Below are 335 nucleotides of genomic sequence, written 5' to 3'. Positions count from 1 at the left end.
ATATCCAGGCACAACGACAACGACAGAAAAAAGCCATCCGACATCATTGAAAAGGCATGCATTCGCGCAACTGTTCCATCAGTTTTGTTATTCAGACTTGTTTTGCCGGCTCGCTTTACAGGCCTAACTCGTTCCACAGCGCGTCGATGCGCCGTTTGACCGCGTTGTCCATCACGATCGGGCGGCCCCATTCACGATCGGTTTCGCCGGGCCATTTGTTGGTGGCGTCCAGGCCCATCTTGCCGCCCAGGCCGGACACCGGCGAGGCGAAGTCCAGGTAGTCGATGGGCGTGTTCTCGACCAGCAGCGTATCGCGCACCGGGTCCATGCGCGTG

At 58.2% G+C, this 335-nt stretch carries 1 pseudogene; it reads right to left on the bottom strand.

Features of this window, described 5'->3' with window-relative positions:
- Positions 1-115 precede the first annotated feature (115 nt).
- Positions 116-335: pseudogene (locus SB764_RS38960) on the bottom strand (3-octaprenyl-4-hydroxybenzoate decarboxylase); the annotation flags it as partial.

The sequence above is a fragment of the Paraburkholderia sp. SIMBA_027 genome, assembly GCF_046535315.1.
GTDB lineage: Bacteria > Pseudomonadota > Gammaproteobacteria > Burkholderiales > Burkholderiaceae > Paraburkholderia > Paraburkholderia tropica.
This window is presented reverse-complemented; position numbering and strand designations above follow the sequence as displayed.